The organism is Nocardia sp. NPDC055321, from assembly GCF_053645575.1.
This window is the reverse complement of the sequence record NZ_JBSHMS010000003.1, coordinates 1-16,581: the sequence shown is the minus strand read 5'-3', so window position 1 is coordinate 16,581 and position 16,581 is coordinate 1. Positions and strand designations below refer to the sequence as shown.

Genomic DNA, 16,581 nt, shown 5'->3' with positions numbered 1-16,581 from the left:
GAACGGCGGTATGCCGCACGGTGGCCGGCCCGGTCGGTCAGCGCATCGGCGAGCGCATCCACCCGGGGCGACCGTGCTCCGGCGGTGTGCGGCCGCGCACGGCGGACCAACACGGGATGGGATGGTGACGAACACATGGAGATCGACTGGCCGAGCCCGGTGACGGCACAGGCTGTCGCGGAGTCGGGATGGACACCGCAACGCCGTATCGACATCGCCGAGTGGCTCGAGGAGTTGCGCGCCGAGGGCTACTACATGTCGCCCGCCGCGACGGGGATCCTGGAGAGCTTCGGCAAACTGGCCCTGCGCCCGGCCGACACCACCGACGCGCTGTGGGGTGCCGACCCGTACTTCTTCGATCCGATCGAGGTCGGCGCGGGCATGTACGAGCGCTACGCGGAGCTGGAGGAACAGGTCGGGCACCGGATGTCGCCGCTGGCGGCCAATGCCAGCGGGACCGGGTTCCTGCTCATCCTGGACGACGGTCGCGTGGTCGCCGACGACGCGCAGGGCCTGTGGCTGCTGGGCGACACGTTCCCCGAGGCCATCGACGTGGCGCTGCGCCGGCATCGCACGCCGAATGTGCTGGCGGCCGTGCGCTGATCGGCCGCCGCCGGCTCATGGATCGGCCGCCGCCGGCTCAGACGCGTTGCGCGGCAGCGGAAACGCGATGATTGGCCAGGTGCGCCAGGATCGATTGGTTGGCCTCCCACCCGTCGGGAAACTTCACCGGGACGTCGAGATAGACGGGCTCGGTGGACGGGTGGGCGTCCAGCAGTTCCGGAATTCCGGCGCGCCCCACCACGATGCACGCGTGCCGATGCCGTGAGGTGAGCACGCACAGCCGCCCGGCCTCGAGGTGGAACTCGGTCGCGTCGCGCCGGCCGGACAGCGGATGCAGCACCAGGGTGACGTCGTATTCGCGGCCCTGCAGGCGATTCGCGGTGTCGACGGTGATGGCGTGGGCGGGAGTTCGCGCGAGGGCCGCGCGCACGGCGGCGGCCTGATCGCGATGGGCGGTGCCGATGGCGATGCGATCGGCGGTGAGCGGCCGCGGTTCGGAACCGCTCTCCGAGCGCGTGATTCCACCGCGCTGCAGCAGCCTGGCCGCGAGCGCGGCCAGGGTCTCGATGGCCTCGGCGTCGGTGCGCAGGGTGTGCCGCGCGGGCAACTCGTACCAGGCCCAGCCCGAGCGCGCGGCCTCCTCGAGCGCCTCGTCCATCGGCCCGCCGCCGAATGCGCTCGCGGTGAACTCCAGGCTGCGCTGGTCCGCGGTGGTGCCCGCGGCGAATTCGGTGAACGGGTAGAAGGCCCGGGAGATGATCGGCGCGGCCGAGGCGGGCAGCCGCCACGACACCGGCAGCCGGTGCACCGGCACGGTCGGGTTGTGCGCGAGCAGCACGCTCACCGCGCTCAGCGTGGGATCCCACGACAGGCCGGCCCAGCGGTCCTTGTCGATGATGGCGAACGGGTCCAGCTGGCCCGGATCACCCACGAACAACGCGCGCTCACCCGGTCTGGCGATGCGCAGCAACATGTCCGAGCGCATCTGATACGCCTCGTCGACGATGGTCCACGCCCACGATCCCTCGGTCCTGGTCGCCCACTTCGCCGCGGTGCCGAGCAGCACCGCGCGATCGCCGAGATCCTCGATCGAACTGCCGACCAGCACGTTGGCGTGCGCCGAAACACGCTCGCTCGGTGCGTAATCCTTGGCCGAGAACCGTCCGATCAGCAGCGCGGCGTCGGCCACCGCGAGCCGGTCGATGAGGTCGTCGACCTGTTCGTTGGTCTGGGCGACGATGCGCACCGGCTGCCCGGTGGCGGCCAGGTGCCGGGCGGCGCGCACCACCAGGGTCGACTTGCCCGCGCCCGGCGGGGAGTCCACCACCACGGCGCGTTCGGTTCCGGCGGTGAGGTCGGCCAGCACCGACTCGATGACCTGATCCGGGGTCTTCACGACCATTCTTCCTGTGCGTCGGCGGGATTCGGGGTCCACTCCGGCGGCGGGCCGCCGTGGGTCCAGGGCGTGTCCTCGGGCTTGGGAAGTTCGGCCGGCCGCTGGAAACCGCTGGGGGACAAACCGGTGAAGGTCATCCGATTGCCCGGGACGGGGACCGATCCGGGTTTGGCGGTGTGCCCGTTGCCCATTCCGCCGGACAGTTCCAGGGTGACGATCTCGCCGTCGATGCCGAGCACCGTGCCCTTCTGCCCGCGGGATTCCACCGCGTGCAGCTCGGTGCCGATCTCCATGGCGACGGGATCGGTGGTGTGCACCCGAATCTCGGGGCGCAGCAGCTTCTTTCCCGAGGCGTTCACGATGAGCCGGGTCGGGTCGCACTCCACGACCACGCCCCGGAAGGCGTCCCCGCTCAACCGGTACTCGGCCATGACCAGCGGATCGTCGTACGCCCGTTGCACATCCAGCGCCTGCTGGGCCTGCTCGCGCGCTAGCAGCCGCCGCACCGCGGGCACGGGACTGTCCCGGCGCGGCTGCGGATGGCTCTCGGGGATGTTCTGGTGAAACCGGCTGAACTGGCTCCGATCCCCGTCCCAGCGCGCGGCGACGCTCGCCCCCGGGGGCACCGCGCGCAGCAGGTCGATGGCCCGCCACATCAGTCGCCAGGTCGGGGCCAGCTGCTGTTCGAGCGCGTGCCGGATCCGGTCACCGGCCAGCAGGCGCACCTGGTCGTCCTCGGCGGTGTCGTAGGCGGTGAGCAGCGGCGCGAGTTCCTCGTTGTCGAAACCCGGATCGGTGGCCGGGCCCGCGGGCGGCGACTCGATGGGATCCTCGGCGCGCGCGGCGGCCTGTGCACCGGTCGATCCCGGTGGGGGATCGATCCAGCCGAGCAGCGCGGCCAGGTTCCCGTCCTCCATGCCGGATTGCCCGGTGGCCCAGTGCCCGCCGAGCACCGAGGTCATCGCCAGCAGCGCACTCGATCCCGGGTGCTCGGCGCGATCGCCGAACCAGGTCAGCCAGCGGCCCAGCAGCGGCACGGTCTCGGGCACCGGATTCGGCCCGTCCGCCCGCCGGAATCGCACCGACCGGCCCATGAGTTTCAGGAAGGTCGTGCCGCCCTGGTTGGGCACCCACAGCTGCGGCGCGTCCAGGCACCGTTCCCACGCGTCACCGGATTTCGGTGTGACGGTCTCGGTGTCGGACAGGAACGAGGCCAGGTACGGCAGCACGATGTCCGCCAATTGCGCGGTGAAGCCGAACCGCAGCTCACGGTCGCGCGGCTGCGGCACGATCAGCACCGTTCCGTCGAGCGGCCCGCTGCCGACCATGACCGCCAGCGGCGCGGCCGCCTCCCCGGCCATGCGCAGCGGGATGAGCACCAGCGGCCGCCGGGCCACGTGACAGTGCCGGACCGTCGCGATCGGCTGTGCCCGGCCACTTCTGGTGGCCTCGATACGAGCGAGTGCGGTGAGCACACTCACGCCGCGCCCCTCCTCGCACCGGGGCGCACCCGCTGTCCCCGCGCCGGACCGCTCACGCGAACGCCTCCTGCCGCAGGACCTGGGCGAAGCGCAACTGCGCGGCGATGTCGGCCTGCTCCGGGGCGGGGGTGACCGCCCCGTCCGCCAGCGCCAATGCCAGTGCGATGGAATCGATTCCGCCGACCTCGTCGCAGATGCTGCGGCCGAGCACGTCCACCGAACCCTGGGCCCGCGCCTCTGCACGGCAGAAGAAGGCCAGCTCGCAGCTGGACATGCATTCCGGCGCGTACCGCCCGTCCACCGCGGATACCGCGGCGAGCAGCTGATCGCCCGAGGCGAAGCTCAGCTCCGGCGGGAACACCTCGACCAGTTCCTGAATGCGCGTCAGGCGCGAGAGCTGCCGGGTGATGACCGCCAGTTGCTTGCGAATATCGACCTTGGCGGCGGTGGGCTGGTTGGAGAAGTCCCTGGGGCACACCAGGATCACCTCGTGCGACACCTGTTCGGGCCGCCCGCCCACCTCGGCCAGCAGCTGCCGCAGCGCGAGGACGTAGACCGCGGACTGCCGGGCCGCGGCGGCGACCTGTTCCGGGGCGGCCTGCCCGTCGATGACGGCGATCGACTTGATCTCCACGACGTGGAAGTACCCGTCGATCTGCACCGCGATCACGTCCGGCTCCAGATACGCTGTCACCCCGGCGATATCGAGCGCGAGCATGGGATGGTCGAACAACGTACCCGCGCCGGTGCGCACCACCTCGCCCAGCAATTGCCGAGTTCTTCGGTGCCGCACCGCATTGCCGGCGTTGTCTCCCACGGTGTTGAGATCATCGTAGGAGACTTCCGGCAGGGTCAGCCCGAACCGCTCGCGCAGCAGTGCCAGCAACTGCGCGCACCCGTTGGCCTTCACGTACGCCTCGAACGAATTGCCGCGGGTGATCGCGAACTGCGACTGGCCGAATCGTGCCGGGTATCCCAGTTCGCGTGCCACCACCGTCTTGTCGACGGCCGCCGCGTCCATGAGCGCGCGGCGCGAACAGCCCGGATTGGTGGTGAGCGCGGCAATGGTGCGTGCGTTGTGCCGACAGGCGGGTGCGGCGCCACGCACTTCATCGAGCCGCGCCGTCAATTCCGTCATCCCGCAGAACTCCCGTATCTATTGTTCGTCGTGCCGAATCGTGTACCGAACAGCTGTGCAGCAGGATCTTCCACCTGGGCTACGACACGTTCCGCCGCCGCCTGCCGCGCGCGTTCATCCGAATCCCGGTGCACGGCCAATTCATTGCGTGCCGCGTCGGCGATCGTGTCGAATGCGTCGTCCAGGCGCGCACCGCGAACGCCGGGAATGGTGGAGGCCAATTGGCGCACGACGCGGCGGCCGCCGGAGCCGACCTCGTCGAGGGTGGAAGCGTGCTCTGCCAGGCGAATCACCGCGGTCAGCAGGTCGACCCGGGCGCTGAGCGGGCCGACCATGCGCTGTGCGAGCGGCCAGGTGCTCAATGCCATGAGACCCCGCGCGGGGGCGAGCAGATCGACGGTCAGCGCCGCGCACACGTAGTAGGGCCGGGCGAAAGGCGCTGTGCGAAAAGACCTGTCCTCGTCACGACGCAGACTCGTCAATCGTGCGGCCACCAGTTCACCGGAGAAGAATCCCTCGTGCACCGACATGATGAGTCGCGGGGCGGCGGGTACCGACAGCAGAGTGAGCGCCTGATGCACGTGTTCGCGCACCGGCACCCCCGAGGTGATGGTCTCGGGTTCTGTTTCCGCGCCGGAGCCCTCGCCGAGAACGGCTGTCTCCCATTCGGTTTCCACGCCGCGCAACTCGGCCCGCAGTGTGCGGGCCGCCGTGCGATCCCCGCCCGCGATGGCCCGTCGCACCGATGCTCGTAATTCGGAAATCCTGGCTTCCAGGGCATCAGGGGACGCGGTCATACCGCACACGGTAGCCACCAGTTCCAGTATGCACCAGTCTTTTCCAGCAATTGCCCGAATTGCCGGAAGTTCTCATCGAAACCCGGTCGCCGAATCCCGGCTGATGTTGAACCCGTTTCGGTGCAGCCACCGCAACTCCACCGCACTCAGCGCCGTGATGGTGAGCACCCACAGCATCGACAGCGGGGTGCGAAGTCCGTCGGGGGCCGAGACCGCACCGCCGACGATCCGATCGACGATCAGCACGGCGATCGCAATCACCGGCGCCGCGAACGCCGGCATGGCCGGATGCGTATTGCGCGCGTGGAATACGGTCCCGGACACGCTCAGTGGGACCACGATGAAGAACGCGACGGCCGGAATGATCATCAGGATCATGCCGATCGCGACCGTGAGCGGCGAGGCGTACCGATCGTCGAAGGTGTTCAGCACCCAGGCGATGACCCCGGCGATCGCGCCGAGTCCGAGCACCATGGACAGCGGCCCCAGCCGTACGAAGCCGTCGAGCCCGCGCACCACGAACAGCCGCTCCACCCGATCCTCGCGTACCTGCTCGGGCGCGGTGCCGATGTAGATCGCCGCCAGCGCCAGCACCGCCACCACGGCGGCGCCGGTCAGAATGCTGTATTTCGTTCCCACGGCGTCGAACCAGTCGTTCTCCTTGCCCCCGGTCCCGTAACGCAGCGCCAGCAGGCCGAGCAGCACCGCCGTCACCGCGGTCCGCGCGACGGCGAACACCGACCACGCCTCCCGCGATCGCCGCAGCACCAGTACCGCCCCCAGCAGCGCCAGCGCCCATACCCCGACTACCTGCACCAGCCACCACGCCACCGACGCGACGCCCAGCACGATCCCCGCCACGGTGCTCATGCCCGGTCCTCCGGCCCGCCATCCGTTCCGGCCCAGGTCAGCCGCTCACGAAACATCAAGTCCCCCTGCTAGTTACAAGGCAATCGCGCAAGACGCTACCGACTGCGCGGGCCCGTGTCCCACCGAAAGCGGAACCGGGCCGCCGGTCGGCGCGAAATGCGCGGCGCGCCTTGCCGACGCGCGGAACCGGCACACCTCCCGTCGCGCGGTCGTCGAGACGATCCGATCGCCCCGCTGTCCGGTCCGGCTCTGCCGCCGGGAAAGGAGAAGAGCCGCAGCCAGGTCCATCGGTGCAGGGCGTGGAAGGCGGATGCCGCGTCGGTGCCGCTGTATCGAGGGAGGCGACGCCGTGCGGTGTGGAGTTCGAGGGGCTGCCCTGCGGCCGTGGTCGATTCGATGCCGGGTGGTCGGTCGCGGGGTGGGAAGGCGTCCACCGCGGGTGCCAGCCTTTCGCGAGTGCCACGAAATCCGTTCGGCGGGAGCCGCGGCGGGCTGTTAGGCTCGCGCCCTCCAGAGAGGATGCGGGACATTGGCGGGGGCGGAGTGGATGCCGGCGGCGGTCGGCGCGGACGGGGTCGCGGGGCTGCGGGAGGTGCCGATTCCGGTGCGCCCGCCGGGGTGGGTACGGCTTCGGGTGCTGGTGGCGGCCATCTGCCGGACCGACGTGTACGCGGCCACCGGACGTTTGCCGCTGGGTGGCCCGCGCGTGCTCGGGCACGAGATGGTCGGTGAGGTGATCGAGGCCGATCCCGCGGGGGACTATCGCCCGGGAACGCGCGCCGCCGTTGCCATTCCGCTGATCGCCTGCGCCGAATGCGCGGCGACCGCGCGCCGGTGCGGGGAACCCGGCATGCTCGGCGTCGACGTCGACGGGGCCTTCGCCGCCCAGGTGGTGGTTCCCGCGGCCAACCTGTATCCGGTACCCGAATCGCTCCCACTGCGGCGGGCGGCCTGCGTCGAACCCCTCGCGGCCACCGCCGCCGTGTTGCGCGCGCCCATTCGCCCCGACCAGCGCGGCGTTGTCCTGGGCGCGGGTCGCATAGCCGAGCTGACCGCACGGGTGTTGCGCGCCGGTGGATTCGAGTTCATCGACGATTCAGCCGAACCGAAGGGCGACTACGACTTCGTCGTCGAGGCGGCCGGATCCGCCGCCGAGCTGGCCCGGGCCGTCGAACTGACCCGGCCGGGCGGTGTGGTGGTGCTCAAGAGCCGGCCGGCCGACCCGATCGCCCTGGACGTGGCCGCGGCCGTCCGCAAAGACCTTCTCCTGGCGGCGGTTTCCTACGGCTCGATCGACGACGCCGTCCGGCTGGCGGGCGAGCTTGCGATCGACGATCTGCTGGGGGAGACCTATCCGCTGCATCGCTTCGCCGAGGCGCTCGCGGCGGCCGAACGGGATCCGCTGGGACCCAAGGTGTTCCTCGACCCCGGCGCGGTCCGCTGATGTGCGGCATCGTCGCGTCCGTCCGCGACGGCGGGATCGACGCGGACGCCGTGGAATCGGCGATCAAGGTCCTTGCGCACCGCGGCCCGGACGGCAACGGCCGCTGGATCTCCCCGGATCGCCGGGTGGCGCTGGGGCACACCCGCCTCGCCGTGCGGGACCTCACCGGGGGAGCGCAGCCGATCCGCAGCACCGCCGATGACGCTGTGGTCGTGGTGAACGGCGAGCTGTACCACACCGCGGGTCTGCGGTCCGAGTTGCGCTCACGCGGTTACGAGTTCGCCACGCGCGGTGACAGCGAACTGGTCCTGCACGCCTGGCGCGAGTGGGGCCCTGAGATGCTGCCCCGCCTGCACGGTGAATTCGCCCTCATCGTGTGGGATGCCCGCCACCGCACGCTGTTCGCGGCCCGCGACCGCTTCGGCGTCAAACCCTTGTTCTGGGCCGAACATTCGGGCGGGGTACTGCTGGCCTCCCGCGTCCAGGGCCTGTTCGCGCTCGGACTGTCCGCGACCTGGAACCACGAAGCACTCTGGCAGAGCGCCGGATTGCAGTACGCCCCACCCGCCGAGACCCTGTTCGCGGGCGCGCACGTCCTGCCCGCCGGGCATCGGATGACCGTGCGCGACGGCGTGATCGACATCCGCCGATACTGGGATCTGGACTATCCGGCCGACCCGGCGCCGGTCACCGACACCGATGCCGCCGTTCGCGAATTCCGGACCCGCCTCACCGCCGCCGTCACCGAACGCCTGGACGCCGATGTCCCCGTGACCTTTCAACTCTCGGGCGGACTGGATTCCAGCGCGGTACTGGCGCTCGCGACCCAGCATCGGGGCCCGCGTGACGCCTTCACCCTCTCCTTCGCCGACGACGCGGGATACGACGAGCAGCCCCTCGCGGCGGCCACCGCCGCCCACCTCGGCGCGCGCCTGCACACCGTCCCGGTCACCGACCGAGACCTCGCCGAATCCTTCCCCGCGGCGGTCCTGCACGCCGAATCCCCCTGCGTGAACACCCATGCGGCCGCGAAACTGCGCCTGCACGCCGCCGTCCACGCGGCCGGATTCAAGGTCGCCCTCACCGGCGAGGGCGCCGACGAGATCCTGTTCGGCTATCCGCACCTGCGCGCCGACCTGAGCGGGTCACTCGGCGGCCTGACCGCGACCAACACCGCGTCCGCGGGCCTCATGCTGCCCGCCGGCGACGGCCTGTCCCTCGCCCACGTCGAGCGGGCACTCGGCTTCGTCCCCACCTGGCTCGCCGCCAAAGCGTCCTTCGGCAAACGGGTCCGAGACCTCGTGGCCCCGGAGTGGGCGGCACGCTTCGCGGGCCACGACATCGGCCGAACCCTCCTCGCGGACATCGACCTTCGTGCCCTCACCGGTCGCGGCCGCGTCGAACAATCCTCCTACCTGTGGACTCGGCTCGCCCTCGAGGGCTACATCCTGCGCGCCCTCGGCGACGGCCTGGAGATGGCCAACAGCGTGGAGGGCCGCCTCGCGTTCCTGGACACCGCCCTGGTCGACCACGCCGTGTCCCTGCCCACCTCGCTCAAGATCCACGACGGCGTCGAAAAGTGGATCCTGCGCGAAGCGGTACGGGACCTGCTCCCCGCCGACGTCATCGCCCGCGAGAAGCATCCCTTCCTCGGCCCGCCGATGGGCCCGCGCATGCGTGAGCTGGCCCGCGACGTCCTCACCGACCGGGCTGTCCGCGACCTCGGGGTCTTCGACTCCCGCCGCACCACGGACCTGCTGAACCGCTGGGCCGCACTGGATATCGCACAGCGCAAGGTGCTCGACCCCGTGATCCTGTTCATGACCTCGGTCGGCATCCTGCACACCGGATTGGGGATGACCGCATGACCTGGTGGGCCGACCTCTACGACGACCTCCTGGCCGATCAACTGCTCGAACGCGACGAGGGCACGGTCGAACCGACCCTGGATTTCCTGTGTGATCGCCTCGACCTGCGGCCGGGCGACAGCGTCTACGACCAGTGCTGCGGTATAGGCAGTCTCACCGTGCCCTTGGCGGCCCGGGGGCTGGTGGCGATCGGTGTCGACCAAGCCGTTGGTTACGTAGAACGCGCCCGCCGGGATGCCACGAACGCTGGTGTGGCAGCCGAATCACAGAGCGTCGCACAGGTATCCACCGCGACGGTCGGATTCCCGTCGGGTACGGCACATCCCACGCCGCTGCCGGAGCCCGCCCCGGAAACCCGACGTCCGCTCACAGGCGACCAGTGTGAGTTCACAGGCGGGACCGCCGCCTTCGCCGCCGCCGACGCCTGCGAGTTCGTGCCGCCAGCCCCGGTCGACGCGGTCTTCAACTGGTGGACCAGCTTCGGCTACGGCACCGACGCCGAGAACCAGCGCATGCTGGACCGCGCCTTCGAATCCCTGCGCCCGGGTGGCCGATTCGCCCTCGACACCATGAACCTCCCCGGCGTGCTGCGCAATTTCCAGCGCGACACCGTCCTGCACCGCGACACCCCGCGCGGCCGTGTGCTGCTGCTCCGCGAAACCACCATCGACCTCCCGTCCGGGCGCATGCTCAAGGACTGGACGTATTTCGTGAACGGCAGGCTCGAGACCCACCACCGCAGCTCGGTCCGCCTCTACCTCCCCGACGCCGTCGCCGCCATGCTCGCCACCGCCGGCTTCACCGGCATCGAACTGCTCGGCGACCTCACCGGCGCCACCCTCACCCTCGACAGCCCGCGTCTGATCGCACTCGCCAGGAGACCGTGATGACCCTGCCCACCCGGACCCGACCCGACAGCGACGCCGACCTGCGCCGAGCCCTGTACTCCGGCACCGTCTTCCTGCTCCCGGCCACCGAAAGCTCGCTGCGCCTGGTCGAATACGCCCGCGCGAGCTTGGAATCCGAACTGGGCCAGGACCCGCGCACCGCCCACGAACGCTACGACGACGCCGAACTCTTCGACCGTATCGGCCGCGTCCGCAAGCACGTCTACACCGAACCCGCCGCCCAGCGCCTGCTGCGCGACACCGCCGCCGCCGTCGGATTCGCACCCGAGCAGACCGCGTTCGACCCGGCCCGCCTGCGCGCGATCCTGCACGACGCTCAGCACAATCCGCGGGCCGCGCCGGTCTACTACCCGCACCGCGACACCTGGTACGGCCACCCCGGCTCGGTGGTCACGATCTGGACGGCCCTGGACGACCTGACCCCCGCGGAAGCCTTCGTCTTCTACCCCGACCGCTTCGCCGAACCCGTGCCCAACGACTCGGAGATCTTCGACTACGACGACTGGGTGTCCCGCGGCTGGAGCCTGAAGATCGGCTGGCAGGACCGCGACGCGTCGTTGACCGCGCGCTACCCCCAGGTCTCCGGCAAGGCCGACTTCGGCCCGGAGTCCGGCTTCGCCTGCCGCGCCGGCGAGGTACTCCTGTTCTCCGGCAGCCACTTCCACCGCACCCTGCCCCAGCACGGCCTGTCCCGCTTCAGCCTCGATGCCCGCCTGGTCCACCTCGGCGACCACGCCGCCGGCCTGACCGCCCCCGACGTGGACAACCGCTCACGCGGTTCGGCCGTGCCCGACTACATCCAGCCGGGGGAACTGGACGCGATCGCGGCCGCCGAATGAGCCCGCCGAAACCCCCGGTTCCCGCCGCCGTCCCGGCGACCGCTGGGGTAGGCCGATGACCGTGGAATTCCTCGACCGCCTGGCCGACATCACGCGGAATGCTCCCGACGCCGTCGCGGTCGACGCCCACGACGCGGTCTGGACCTACGCCGAACTCACCGCCCGCGCCGATCACCTGGCGTCCCGCCTCCGCGCCGCCGGCGTCGGCCCCGGCGACGTGGTCGCCCTGCACATCGGCCGCGGCGCCTGGCATGTGGCCGCGATCCTCGCGACCTGGCGCGTACGCGCGGCCTTTCTGCCCCTCGAGCCGGACACACCGAGCGCCCGGGTGTCGCAGATTCTCGACGAATCGTGCTGCAGCGCAGTGCTTTCCATCGACATTGATCATCCGGAGAGCACTCTGCCGGGCGATGACGACCCCCACGGCATAGACGATGCCGCCGGCGCTGCTGGGCTCGCCGGGGACGATTCCAGCATCGCCCGGCCGAACGCCCACACGCTGCCGACAGCATGCGCGACCCATCGCGAGGGGCCGGTTATCCGGGCAGCCGGCGCGCCCCGGGCGATTCGGGCGTCCGGCGGCCCACCGCGAATCGCCCTTACGCCCGTGGACCCGTCACAGCCGGCAGCCGCCGACGAGTCGGCCTACATCATCTACACCTCCGGTTCCACCGGCCGCCCCAAGGGCGTTCGCGTCGCGCACACCGGCCTGGTCCCCATGCTCACCGCGCAGATCGCGATGTTCGAACTGGCGCCCGGCATGCGCGCCCTGTTCACCCTGTCCACGGCCTTCGACGCGTCCATCTCCGACATCGGCACCGCCCTGCTCTCCGGCGCGACCCTGGTGATCCCACGCGAACCGGCCACCCCGGCGACCCTCGCCGAACTCGTTCGCGCACACGGCGTCACCCACGCCGACCTGCCGCCGTCCCTGCTCGCGCACGTCGATCCGGACTCGGTCCCGAACACCCTGCGCACCATCGTGATCGGCGGTGAAGTCTGCGCCCCCGCCGTCGTCCGAGCCTGGGCGGCCCGGGTACGTCTGATCAACGTCTACGGCCCCACCGAGGCCACCATCTGCACGAGCATGAGCCACTGCGGCCCGGAGTGGACCCGCCCCCTCCTCGGAAATCCGCTTCCGCACGTCGAATACGCCCTCCTGGACGGCGAACTCCTCATCGGCGGCCCCGCCCTGGCCCTCGGCTACGTCGACCGCCCCGAACTCGACCGCGAGCGCTTCATCACCCGGTCCGGCCGGCGCTGGTACCGCACCGGCGATCTCGTCCGCCACCACCCGAACGGCGACTGGGAGTTCCTCGGCCGCGCCGACCGCCAGGTCAAGCTCAACGGCCGCCTCGTCTGCCCCGAGGAGATAGAAGCCCGCCTCCGCGACATCCCCGGCATCACCGAAGCCGCGGTGACAACGACGGATTCACCTCCGGCCCTCACCGCCCACATCCGCACCGCCGACCCGGCGTCGACCCCGGCGTCGATCCACGCCCACCTCTCCCGGTCCCTCCCGGCATGGATGCTGCCGCAGGTCACCCTCGTCGACGCCCTGTCCCGGAACTCGACCGGCAAGGTGGATCACCACGCCCTGACCCACGGTGCGCGTGACGCGATCGCCCACGATCAACCCGCACCGGTGATAGAAAGCCCTGCCGCGAGCGGACCCGAACCCTCAACGGGCCGAACGAGTCCGAACGACACCCACGCCACGATCGCGGCTCTCGAGCGCGGCCGGGTCGTGGCGGAGAGCCCGACGCCGCGTGCGGATACCGGGTTGATCTGCCCGGTCTCCGGAATCGCGGATGCCCGTCCCGGCGACGGCGCTCGCCACTTCGACCGTGAGCTGCCGACCCACCGCATAGCGCTCGTGTGTCAGGCATTCGCGGCGGCGCTCGACATCACGGACGTCGCCCCGGACAACGACTTCCGCCAACTCGGCGGCGACTCACTGGCGGCGCTGGCCGTCGTCACCGAAGCACGCCTGCGCGGCGTGGCTCTCGACCCTGCGGCGGTCCTGACCGCGCGCACGCCCGCGCGCATCGCCGAGCTGCCCCGTCCGGCGCACCGCACGGTCGCCGACCTGAATCAGCTCGCCGCCCGGATGATTACCGCGTCGGCCATCGATGGATCACCGAGGCCGGCTCGAAGCTCGCTGTCCGCGAACGAACTCCGGCACGACGCGGCGTCCGGCTCCCACACGGGCGACTGGCTCGTCACCGGCGGCACCGGATTTCTCGGCGGTCACCTCATTCCGGAGTTGTTGCACCGCACGGGTGCGACCGTGCACCTGCTGGTGCGCGCCCCCAATACCGAGCGGGCCCGCGTGCGACTGGGCGACCTTGCAGCCCACCCGCGAATCCGGGTGCACGCGGGTGACGTCGCCGCCCCGTACCTCGGCCTGCCGCGCGACACGTGGCACTCCCTGTCAAACCGCGTCGACGGAATCATCCACGGCGCAGCGGCTTTGAGCCTGAGCCTGCCGTTCTCGGACCTGGCCGCCGCCAACATCCGCGGCGCCGCGGAGATCGCCCGCTTCGCCGCTGCATCGAACGCCCGGGTCTTCCACCTCTCGTCGCTGGCTGTCCTGGCGTCGACCGACCTGGACCAGCCGATTCTCGACGAGCACACGCGTCCACCCGCGACGGCACACCTCTTCGGCGCCTACCCGCAGACGAAATGGGCGGCGGAAACGCTGCTGCGCACCACCGTTCCGCACCTGTCCGTCATCCGCCCGGGCCTGCTCACCGGGCACTCCGGCACGGGGGAGGCCCCGGCCAACTGCCCGCTCACGACATTCCTGCGCGCCGTGACCACGCTGGGCTGCCTGCCCGACGTCGATCACGACCTGTTGCGCGTCAACATCACACCCGTCGATCAGGCCGCCGCCGCGATCGCCGAGTTGGCGACCACCACCTGCCCGCCCCTGGTGCACGTGGCGAGCGAGACGGGCGCATCGCTTCGTGATCTCCGCGACGCGATAGGCGCGCACGCGAGCATCGACACGGTCGCCGCAGCCGAGTTCACCACCCGAACCCGGGAACGCCTCACCCGAACGGACGCCCTCGCCATGGTCACCGCCTCCTACCGCCTGACCAGCACCGACGAACACCGCGACGCCGACCTCTTCCTGAACACCGCCCGCCGCTTCCCCGGCGCGGTCCTGCGCGCCGCCACCGGCCGCACCATCGCGCCGCCCACCCCCGAATTGCTGTCCCGCTACACCGCATTCGCCCTCGACCCGGCCCGCACGGCAAGGTGGTCCGCATGACACGGGGCATGGTGCTCGGCAAATTCATGCCACCGCACGCGGGACACGTCTACCTCTGCGAGTTCGCCGGGAACTGGGTGGACGACCTCACCATCGTCGTCGGCACTCTCGCCGCCGAACCGATCCCGGGCGAGCTGCGTCACCGCTGGATGCGCGAGCTGTTCCCCGCCGCCACCGTCCTGCACCTGACCGACGAGAACCCCCAGGACCCCTCCGAACACCCGGACTTCTGGAACATCTGGCGCTCCAGCCTGGAGCGCATCCTCCCCGAGCGCCCCGACCTGGTCTTCGCCTCGGAACCCTACGGCGCGAAACTCGCCGAGGTCCTGGGCGCGGAGTTCATCCCCGTCGACCTGCCCCGGGCCACGATCCCGGTCAGCGGCACCGCGATTCGCACCGACCCGATCCGGCACTGGGAGTTCATCCCGCGATGCGTGCGCCCGCACTTCGTGAAACGAGTCAGCATCATCGGCCCCGAATCCACCGGCAAGACCACCCTGGCCCGCACCCTCGCCGAAACCTTCGACACCACGTGGGTGCCCGAGTGGGCGCGCACAGTTCTGGAACAGCGCGAGGGCAGCCTCGACGGGCTTAACTGGCCGAATCTCGTCCACGGCCAGATCGCCGCGGAGGAGGCCCTGGCCCGCAACGCCGATCGCGTGCTGTTCTGTGACACCGAACCCCTGCTGACGACCGTGTGGGCGGAATCGCTGCTGGGCTCCTGCCCGCCGGAGGTGACCGCCGCGGCCGCCGGGCGCACCTATGACCTGACCCTGTTGACCGAACCGGATGTGCCGTGGGTCGCCGATCAGGTGCGCTATCTCCCCGGGGAGAGCGAGCTCTTTCTGGACCGCTGCCGGACCGCGCTCACCCGCGCCGGCCGCACGGCCGTTCCCCTGCGCGGAGACTGGACCACCCGCACCGAGCAGGCCGTCGACGCCGTGCGCGCCCTGCTGAAAGAAACCAACTGCCCAGTGCCATAGTCGATTTCCCGCCCGAACCAGCTCCGAACGCACTCGCGCTCGGGTATCAATAGCGCCGTGACCACCCAGGAAGACGCGCGCTTCGCCGAACTCGAACGGCACGACGCGTATCCCGCCATCCGTAGCCTGGTAGCCGCCTACATCGGCGACACCATCATCAATCCGGCCACCACCCAGCCCGAGTTCTGGAACGTCACCGCGCTCCCCGCTACCGCGCGGGCCAAGGATCAGCGCCGCCTGCTGACGCTGAATGTCGGTGGGCTGGAAACCCTCTATGTCACCGAGTTCCGGGAAGCGGCCGGGATCGCTATCGAGCTCACGGTGAACCTCGACGTCCCCGCCGGCTGGACCGACGAACAGCTGCACCTCGAATCCGAAGGGGTGTGGACCTCGCGCCCGGACCATTACCGCAGCACGCGTGTCTGGTGCTGGCGGATCGATCTCGCCACCCTGCTCGACGACGACGTCGACTTCCAGACCCTGCTGGCGGGAAACGACTTCGAGGATCTCGCCGCGAGTCTGAACGCCGGACTGATGAGCAGGGGGCAGTCTCCCTATGCGCGCAACAACAATCCGGCCCTCGTTCGAGACCTCCTCACGGAGCTCGACGCGATCCGCACGGCCGAAGCCGACGGACCCTCTCCGCAAAACCCCTGATGGGAGTGTCGATTTGACTTTGCACCACGACGCCGCGTAACTTTCTTCAAGTCAGAGCGACACGGACACCGACCCGGAGCCGAGACGCTGAGCCGAGAGGCTGAGCGTGGTTCGAGGGAAAACGAGGTTGTACGAGGAGCGCCTGGCCAACCCTTTAGCTCACAAGATCAGCGGATTTGGTTCCGCTGTCTACGCTGAGCTAAGCTTTGAAGGCAGCCGCAGAGACCGACCGGGACAAAGAGCCCGCGAAGTTCTGCGTGCGTGTGTTCTTTGAGAACTCAATAGTGTGTCGATGAATGTCAGTGCCAATAATTTATTGGTTCCGGCCTTCCACACCCCCGTGTGGGTGGGTCGGACAT

The 16,581-nt window shown here is 70.2% G+C and carries 13 protein-coding genes; 8 read left to right on the top strand and 5 right to left on the bottom strand.

The window, feature by feature from the left end:
• The first annotated feature begins 135 nt into the window (after positions 1-135).
• Positions 136-603, top strand: coding sequence for an SUKH-3 domain-containing protein (locus ACWIGI_RS04975; RefSeq protein ID WP_454201050.1), 468 nt, complete (start codon positions 136-138; stop codon positions 601-603).
• 37 nt (positions 604-640) lie between these two features.
• On the opposite strand, the gene ACWIGI_RS04970 is transcribed toward ACWIGI_RS04975, so the two are convergent.
• The 5 genes from ACWIGI_RS04970 to ACWIGI_RS04950 all read right to left on the bottom strand — a co-directional run bounded on the left by ACWIGI_RS04970 (position 641) and on the right by ACWIGI_RS04950 (position 6,246).
• Positions 641-1,960 carry an AAA family ATPase gene (locus tag ACWIGI_RS04970; RefSeq protein WP_454201049.1) on the bottom strand — a complete coding sequence of 440 codons (1,320 nt, stop codon included), beginning with the start codon at positions 1,958-1,960 and terminating at the stop codon, positions 641-643.
• A complete protein-coding gene (locus ACWIGI_RS04965; RefSeq protein ID WP_454201048.1) occupies positions 1,957-3,441 on the bottom strand; it encodes a hypothetical protein in 1,485 nt (494 codons plus the stop codon). Before ACWIGI_RS04965 ends, ACWIGI_RS04970 begins: the two co-directional genes overlap by 4 nt.
• 52 nt (positions 3,442-3,493) lie before the next feature.
• The gene (locus tag ACWIGI_RS04960) at positions 3,494-4,579 is read right to left on the bottom strand and encodes a hypothetical protein (RefSeq protein WP_454201047.1); all 1,086 of its coding nucleotides are present in this window, start codon (positions 4,577-4,579) and stop codon (positions 3,494-3,496) included.
• Positions 4,576-5,376, bottom strand: coding sequence for a hypothetical protein (locus ACWIGI_RS04955; RefSeq protein WP_454201046.1), 801 nt, complete (start codon positions 5,374-5,376; stop codon positions 4,576-4,578). Before ACWIGI_RS04955 ends, ACWIGI_RS04960 begins: the two co-directional genes overlap by 4 nt.
• 72 nt (positions 5,377-5,448) lie before the next feature.
• Positions 5,449-6,246, bottom strand: coding sequence for a hypothetical protein (locus ACWIGI_RS04950; protein ID WP_454201045.1), 798 nt, complete (start codon positions 6,244-6,246; stop codon positions 5,449-5,451).
• A gap of 529 nt (positions 6,247-6,775) precedes the next feature.
• Here ACWIGI_RS04950 and ACWIGI_RS04945 point away from each other — a divergent pair.
• From ACWIGI_RS04945 to ACWIGI_RS04915, 7 genes are read left to right on the top strand one after another with little or no spacing between them, the layout of a single operon-like run.
• The gene (locus tag ACWIGI_RS04945) at positions 6,776-7,690 is read left to right on the top strand and encodes a zinc-dependent alcohol dehydrogenase (protein ID WP_454201044.1); all 915 of its coding nucleotides are present in this window, start codon (positions 6,776-6,778) and stop codon (positions 7,688-7,690) included.
• Positions 7,690-9,558 carry an asparagine synthase (glutamine-hydrolyzing) gene (asnB, locus tag ACWIGI_RS04940; protein WP_454201043.1) on the top strand — a complete coding sequence of 623 codons (1,869 nt, stop codon included), beginning with the start codon at positions 7,690-7,692 and terminating at the stop codon, positions 9,556-9,558. The genes ACWIGI_RS04945 and asnB overlap by 1 nt, the downstream gene beginning before the upstream one ends.
• Positions 9,555-10,445 carry a class I SAM-dependent methyltransferase gene (locus ACWIGI_RS04935; RefSeq protein ID WP_454201042.1) on the top strand — a complete coding sequence of 297 codons (891 nt, stop codon included), beginning with the start codon at positions 9,555-9,557 and terminating at the stop codon, positions 10,443-10,445. The genes asnB and ACWIGI_RS04935 overlap by 4 nt, the downstream gene beginning before the upstream one ends.
• On the top strand, positions 10,445-11,305 hold the full coding sequence (locus tag ACWIGI_RS04930; RefSeq protein ID WP_454201041.1) for a phytanoyl-CoA dioxygenase family protein: 861 nt from the start codon (positions 10,445-10,447) through the stop codon (positions 11,303-11,305). Before ACWIGI_RS04935 ends, ACWIGI_RS04930 begins: the two co-directional genes overlap by 1 nt.
• A 55-nt stretch (positions 11,306-11,360) precedes the next feature.
• The gene (locus tag ACWIGI_RS04925) at positions 11,361-14,582 is read left to right on the top strand and encodes an AMP-binding protein (protein ID WP_454201040.1); all 3,222 of its coding nucleotides are present in this window, start codon (positions 11,361-11,363) and stop codon (positions 14,580-14,582) included.
• The gene (locus ACWIGI_RS04920) at positions 14,579-15,565 is read left to right on the top strand and encodes an AAA family ATPase (RefSeq protein ID WP_454201039.1); all 987 of its coding nucleotides are present in this window, start codon (positions 14,579-14,581) and stop codon (positions 15,563-15,565) included. Before ACWIGI_RS04925 ends, ACWIGI_RS04920 begins: the two co-directional genes overlap by 4 nt.
• Before the next feature lie 57 nt (positions 15,566-15,622).
• A complete protein-coding gene (locus tag ACWIGI_RS04915; protein WP_454201038.1) occupies positions 15,623-16,222 on the top strand; it encodes a hypothetical protein in 600 nt (199 codons plus the stop codon).
• The last annotated feature ends 359 nt before the right edge of the window (positions 16,223-16,581 follow it).

Excerpts from the sequence above, each read along its gene's own strand:
- ACWIGI_RS04975 (WP_454201050.1), top strand. The coding sequence starts at position 136 with ATGGAGATCGACTGGCCGAGCCCGGTGACGGCACAGGCTGTCGCGGAG.
- ACWIGI_RS04960 (WP_454201047.1), bottom strand. The coding sequence starts at position 4,579 with ATGACGGAATTGACGGCGCGGCTCGATGAAGTGCGTGGCGCCGCACCC.
- ACWIGI_RS04955 (WP_454201046.1), bottom strand. The coding sequence starts at position 5,376 with ATGACCGCGTCCCCTGATGCCCTGGAAGCCAGGATTTCCGAATTACGA.
- ACWIGI_RS04950 (WP_454201045.1), bottom strand. The coding sequence starts at position 6,246 with ATGAGCACCGTGGCGGGGATCGTGCTGGGCGTCGCGTCGGTGGCGTGG.
- asnB (WP_454201043.1), top strand. The coding sequence starts at position 7,690 with ATGTGCGGCATCGTCGCGTCCGTCCGCGACGGCGGGATCGACGCGGAC.
- ACWIGI_RS04935 (WP_454201042.1), top strand. The coding sequence starts at position 9,555 with ATGACCTGGTGGGCCGACCTCTACGACGACCTCCTGGCCGATCAACTG.
- ACWIGI_RS04930 (WP_454201041.1), top strand. The coding sequence starts at position 10,445 with ATGACCCTGCCCACCCGGACCCGACCCGACAGCGACGCCGACCTGCGC.
- ACWIGI_RS04925 (WP_454201040.1), top strand. The coding sequence starts at position 11,361 with ATGACCGTGGAATTCCTCGACCGCCTGGCCGACATCACGCGGAATGCT.
- ACWIGI_RS04920 (WP_454201039.1), top strand. The coding sequence starts at position 14,579 with ATGACACGGGGCATGGTGCTCGGCAAATTCATGCCACCGCACGCGGGA.